At 35.8% G+C, this 5,378-nt stretch carries 5 protein-coding genes and 1 pseudogene; 4 read left to right on the top strand and 2 right to left on the bottom strand.

Annotation, left to right across the window (positions count from 1 at the left end; genetic code table 11):
- Positions 1 to 188: 188 nt before the first annotated feature.
- From V757_RS24765 to V757_RS24755, 3 genes are all read left to right on the top strand, one after another.
- Complete coding sequence (locus V757_RS24765) at positions 189 to 1,472, top strand: elongation factor P maturation arginine rhamnosyltransferase EarP (RefSeq protein ID WP_023952286.1); 1,284 nt, start codon at positions 189 to 191, stop codon at positions 1,470 to 1,472.
- 134 nt (positions 1,473 to 1,606) lie between these two features.
- Positions 1,607 to 2,164, top strand: a complete 558-nt coding sequence (efp, locus tag V757_RS24760; RefSeq protein ID WP_023952284.1) for an elongation factor P — start codon at positions 1,607 to 1,609, stop codon at positions 2,162 to 2,164.
- A 66-nt stretch (positions 2,165 to 2,230) separates the two neighbouring features.
- Entirely contained in the window at positions 2,231 to 2,614 is a 384-nt protein-coding gene (locus tag V757_RS24755) for a hypothetical protein (protein WP_143000582.1), read from the top strand.
- A 93-nt stretch (positions 2,615 to 2,707) separates the two neighbouring features.
- On the opposite strand, the pseudogene V757_RS24750 reads toward V757_RS24755, so the two are convergent.
- Positions 2,708 to 3,287 (bottom strand): annotated as a pseudogene (locus V757_RS24750) (DJ-1/PfpI family protein).
- A gap of 189 nt (positions 3,288 to 3,476) precedes the next feature.
- Complete coding sequence (locus V757_RS24745; protein ID WP_023952280.1) at positions 3,477 to 3,962, bottom strand: YajQ family cyclic di-GMP-binding protein; 486 nt, start codon at positions 3,960 to 3,962, stop codon at positions 3,477 to 3,479.
- 377 nt (positions 3,963 to 4,339) lie between these two features.
- Here V757_RS24745 and V757_RS24740 point away from each other — a divergent pair, with 377 nt between their 5' ends.
- A complete protein-coding gene (locus V757_RS24740; protein ID WP_023952278.1) occupies positions 4,340 to 5,143 on the top strand; it encodes a tellurite resistance TerB family protein in 804 nt (267 codons plus the stop codon).
- Positions 5,144 to 5,378: the final 235 nt, after the last annotated feature.

Here is a 5,378-nt window from a genome sequence, read left to right as displayed (position 1 = left end):
CAGTAATAGTAATTTAATTAAAGTAGTTTTAATGTGGACTTTGGTAGATGAACTCATAAGAGTAAATCCGAGCCCACTGTGCTTTTAATTGAGTTATTATTCCCCATATCTTAAAAATAACGGTTAAATAGCTCACCAAACATACTTTACTAAAGGCTATACCCTCTCTTATTTGTGGATAAATATTAATGTCAACACACCAACCTTCGTTATCTCATGAGAATAATCCAATTTTAGAAAAAGACTTTTACCCTTTCCCCATTATTGATATCTTTTGTCGAGTGATTGATAACTATGGTGATATTGGTGTTTGCTGGCGTTTGGCTAATAATTTATATGAGTTAGTCATACGTTATCAACTTGGACAATTACAGGTGAGAGAAAACAGTGTTATTGCCCAAGTATGTCGTCACCTTGGTTCTTCAACATTCATCCGAACTCCTATACGTCTTTGGGTGGATGATTTACATAGTTTTGCTAAAATTGCTCCCAATCTCAACCCATCTCTCAATCAACAAATACTCGCTAATATCCATATTCATCAGTGGAATACAGAGACTATTCAGCAAGCCGTGCCAACAGCTATTGTTATTGAAGCATTTGCAACAGATTTAGATGATTGTTATCAAGCTGCTATGACTGGTAAAACACAATACTGGTTCAACTTAGAGTATCTAAGTGCTGAGCCATGGGTAGAAGATTTTCATGCACAACCCTCTATACAAAAAAATAAAGTACCAAAATATTTTTTCTTCCCAGGATTTACGGATAAAACTGGAGGATTATTACGCGAGCCAAACCTAATTAAATCACTCACCGCATTTGAACAGAATCAGTCCGCACAAGTAGACTTTCTTTCTACCTATGTTCATCCTAATGCTGCCCATGCACTAGTGCGTAAAGAGCGTTTAATTAGCCTTTTTTGCTATCCACATGCACCTGTAAAAGCCCTTCTTACATCAATCGCACAAGTAGGAATACCCGCTACTATTTTAATTCCCGATGGTGTTGCCACCAATACAGAACGCATATTAAACACATTATCAATACATAATAAACATATTTTAAATACTATTAACATTCAACGATTTAACTTTATTCCTCAAGAGCAGTTTGACTATTTGCTTGCTATTTGTGATATCAATTTTGTGCGTGGTGAAGATAGTTTTGTTCGAGCTATTTGGTCAGGTAAGCCTTTTATCTGGCATATTTACCACCAACAAGAAGATGCTCATTTAGAAAAACTTAATGCATGGTTAAGTAATCGACAACAACAATGCCCTGAAGAAAATTCTCTTATCAGCTTGGATTCACTTCATCAATTATGGAATCAACCAGGAGAGAATTTAGCGGATCTATTGACTCACATTTTACAACCCAACATGCTTGAGTTATCTCATCAGTATCATCAAAAATATCGAGAAAAATTACTCAAAAATCCAACTTTGTCTTTTTCTCTGCTTAATTTTTAGACAAACAGCTAATAAACAAGATAAAATAGCAGTCTATACAGGAAACGAAACTCTTTCTTTATTGTTTCCTTTTTAACACTAAGCTCTTCATAGGCTTTTATTTATCGTTTATTTATTCCACTCGGAGTTTTTTAATGAAAACCGCTCAAGAATTGCGCGTAGGTAACGTAGTGATGGTTGATGGCAACCCACTAGTGGTACAAAAAGCAGAATATAACAAATCAGGTCGTAACGCTGCTGTTGTTAAAATCAAATTCAAAAACTTATTAACTGCATCAGGTTCTGAAACTGTTTACAAAGCAGATGAAAAATTTGACGTTGTCGTGTTAGACAAAAAAGAATGTACGTATTCTTACTTTGCTGATCCAATGTATGTTTTTATGGATGAAGAATACAATCAACATGATGTTGAAGCAGATAATATGGGTGATGCACTTAACTTCTTAGAAGAAGGTATGACTGTTGAAGTAGTATTCTACGAAGGTCGCGCTATCTCTGTAGAACTACCAACAATTATCGTTCGTGAAATCACTTACACAGAACCAGCTGTAAAAGGTGATACTTCAGGCAAAGTAATGAAACCAGCAAAAATCAATACTGGTTTTGAACTTGCTGTACCTCTATTCTGCAATATTGGTGACAAAATCGAAATCGATACCCGTACTAACGAATATCGTAGCCGAGTAATGTAATTGTTAAGTCTAAGCAAAACTATCGCTTGTTTTGTTTTGGCACTTTTTTTAGTAGCTCTCATTATCTTGGGAGCTACTTTAATTAGTACCATGGGCATAGGACAAGCTCTCAGTGTTGAACTTGCATGGCAAATCCTTTTACAATATGTCTTAGCGACAGCACATAAATTAGGTGTCGTAGCCATAATACTAGCTCTGATTTATCACTATACCCCACCCTCTCTGCCTCGTTTTGTATTAACAGTGGCTTTAGCATTTCCTATCGGTGCCTTATATAACTACATCCAGTTAGTCCTAATGGAAAGCTCTGCCAATGAGCAACTAGCCACAATGAGTACAGGACAAATTTTTCAAGCCTTTTTAATTTACTACGGCATGATGGCTGCTCTCTTAGCATTTATCGGTGGCCTTTTATGTAAATACCTTGAAAAACGCCAACTCAAAAAATAAAAAATCCCATCTCTAGTCAAAAAACAAGAAATGGGATTTATGGCATAAAACGGTTATCTTGAACATAACCATCATAGATAAACTTACTCAACACTATAACGTAATTTTCGCTCCCAGTACGTCGACAAATTGACGTATCCATGCTGGATGAGCAGGCCATGCTGGTGCTGTTACCAAATGACCGTCCGTAACCGCTTCAGTCACTTTAATATCTGCATAAGTACCACCTGCCAATTTCACCTCTGCCGCACAAGCGGGATAAGCCGAACATAGCTTACCCTGCAAGATTCCCGCTGCCGCTAAAATTTGTGCTCCATGACATACAGCCGCTATTGGTTTTTTGTTATCATCAAAGTACTTAACAATAGCTAAAACCTTATCATTCATACGTAAGTATTCTGGTGCTCGACCGCCGGGAATCAATAAACCAGCATAATCCTCAACCTTGACAGCATCAAAATCATAGTTGATAGCAAAATTATGCCCTCTTTTTTCACTATATGTTTGATCAACCTTCAAAATCATGAATAGCCGTAGCGACAGTATCTCCTGATTTTTTGTTTGGGCAAACAGCATGTACTTCATAACCTAATGCCAATAGACACTGAAAAGGAACCATCGTCTCATAATCTTCAGCATAGTCACCGACAAGCATTAAAATCTTCTTACTCATAAAACCTCCTACATTAATTGTCATCACAACATAATATCGCTATTCTCTGTGAGTGTTTACACTCATCTCTCGCGGTGTTTACCACATATTTACATTAATTAGATGTTTTAGTGTAATACTTCCTTGAACTTTCAAATATTAGGTTTATTTTGCATTTGCAAGTATTTAAAAATCCATTAGAACAAAAAGCTAGTCCCTAAAATTATTAAAACTTAATGGTGCATCACTCACCTCTTTTTTCAGCAAAGCAATTACTTCTTGTAGCGTATCCCTTTTTGCGCCACTAACTCGTACCGTATCACCCTGAATACTCGCTTGAACTTTTAATTTACTATCTTTGATTTGCTTAACAATACGTTTTGCCAAATCACCTGTCACACCTTTTTTAATCGTGGCATACTGCTTTAATTTATCACCTGATATTTTCTCTTGCTTACCATATTCCAAAAAACGTAAATCCACATTGCGTTTGGCTAATTTATTAATCAATACATCTTTGACCTGATTCACTTTGAAATCATCATCAGCATAAATTGTCAATTCCAATTCTTTTTGTTCAATACGAGCATCAGATCCCTTAAAGTCAAATCGTGTAGAAATTTCTTTATTTGCTTGATCTACCGCATTACGGACTTCAATCATATCTGCTTCACTTACGACATCAAATGACGGCATAGTTATATCCCTTATAAAAATTATCATCTTATTAACAATTATTTTACCGTTTTAAGATTGAAATTCCATCAAATTGCACTATTTAACAAAAGTCACTGTCATTAAGTCGTTATGATAGCGTGCTAGTATCTGTTTGCTATAGATTTATGCTTTTTACCAGAGAGATGAAGGTACTAACACGTTATTTAGCTATTTATTTGTGACACAAAGAAATAAACTAAATAATTCTTAACTATTAAGTTTAAGATAAATCTATACAATAGAAGATTGTAGAGTTGTCATAAAAAGACATCAATTTAACCATTGGTTCAACTTGAGTTCATTTTTTAAAGCAACTAACAATTTTTATATATTATTCATTTCTTAAAGGATAGATGATGAGTGCATTTAATATTTTGGAACAATTATTTGGCAAAGGTGCTGGTAATATTCTTGACGGTTTACAACAACAAGCGCGTGATACCTATGAACAAGCTCGTCAGTCTGAGAGTTTGAATAAAATCCAAAGCCAAGGTACAGATATTTTTAATCAAATCAAAGATGCCACAACTGGTGACAAATCAGTCTTAACTGATGGTGATAAAACTAGCTTAGCCGCTGGTGCATTAGCTGTTTTATTAGGACAAAAAACAGATAGTAATTTAGCAAAAATTGGTGGCTTAGCAGCATTAGGTACTGTTGCTTTCAAAGCATTCCAACGCTGGCAGGCGCAACAAGCACAAAGCTCATCATCTGATATTTTTGCGCAAGGAGGTTCAATTCCTGCGTCTAATCCAGTAACTGAAAGTGACTCTATCGCTTCTACTGAAAACAATACTGCTGTCGCTCCAGTGGTAGAGCAGGCTAGCCGTGCACTTATTATTGCGATGATTTCTGCTGCTAAAGCTGACGGTCATATCCAAGAAGATGAAAAAGCCCAATTGGATGGACATCTTGCACAATTAAGCAATCCACAAGATCGAGCTTGGTTCCAAGCTGAACTTGATCGCCCTGTAGATCCTGCTTACGTTGCTAGTTATGCAACTGACCCACACTTAGCTGCTCAAATTTATGCCATGAGTTTAGCGATGTGCAATCAACAAAACTTTATGGAAAAAGCCTATTTAGATGAGCTAGCTAGACAATTAAATTTAGACGCTTCTCTAAAAGCTGAACTTGAAGCACAAGTTAAGAATATCTAGGCTTGATAATTCTCACCAACCTCTACTGTAAAACAATTTTAAAAGTGAGCCTTAAAAATCTAATTACTAAGGAAGAAGGACAAATAACGTAGAGGTAAAATGTAGAAGTTCAGACCAAATCTGACAAATGAGTTGCAAAAAAGAGAGTTTCCCGTTTGAATAAGAGGTGCGAATCTTTTAAACAAACAAAAGGAAACTCTCATGTTACATACCTGACCAATAATGTGATTACTGA

The organism is Pelistega indica, from assembly GCF_000506865.1.
Classification (GTDB): Bacteria; Pseudomonadota; Gammaproteobacteria; order Burkholderiales; family Burkholderiaceae_B; genus Taylorella; species Taylorella indica.
Note: the sequence above shows the minus strand (reverse complement) of the source record. Positions and strands in the feature narration are given on the sequence as shown.

Bases quoted from the DNA above. Each gene is read 5' to 3' on its own strand.
- V757_RS24765 (WP_023952286.1), top strand. From the start codon at position 189: ATGTCAACACACCAACCTTCGTTATCTCATGAGAATAATCCAATTTTA.
- efp (WP_023952284.1), top strand. From the start codon at position 1,607: ATGAAAACCGCTCAAGAATTGCGCGTAGGTAACGTAGTGATGGTTGAT.
- V757_RS24745 (WP_023952280.1), bottom strand. From the start codon at position 3,962: ATGCCGTCATTTGATGTCGTAAGTGAAGCAGATATGATTGAAGTCCGT.
- V757_RS24740 (WP_023952278.1), top strand. From the start codon at position 4,340: ATGAGTGCATTTAATATTTTGGAACAATTATTTGGCAAAGGTGCTGGT.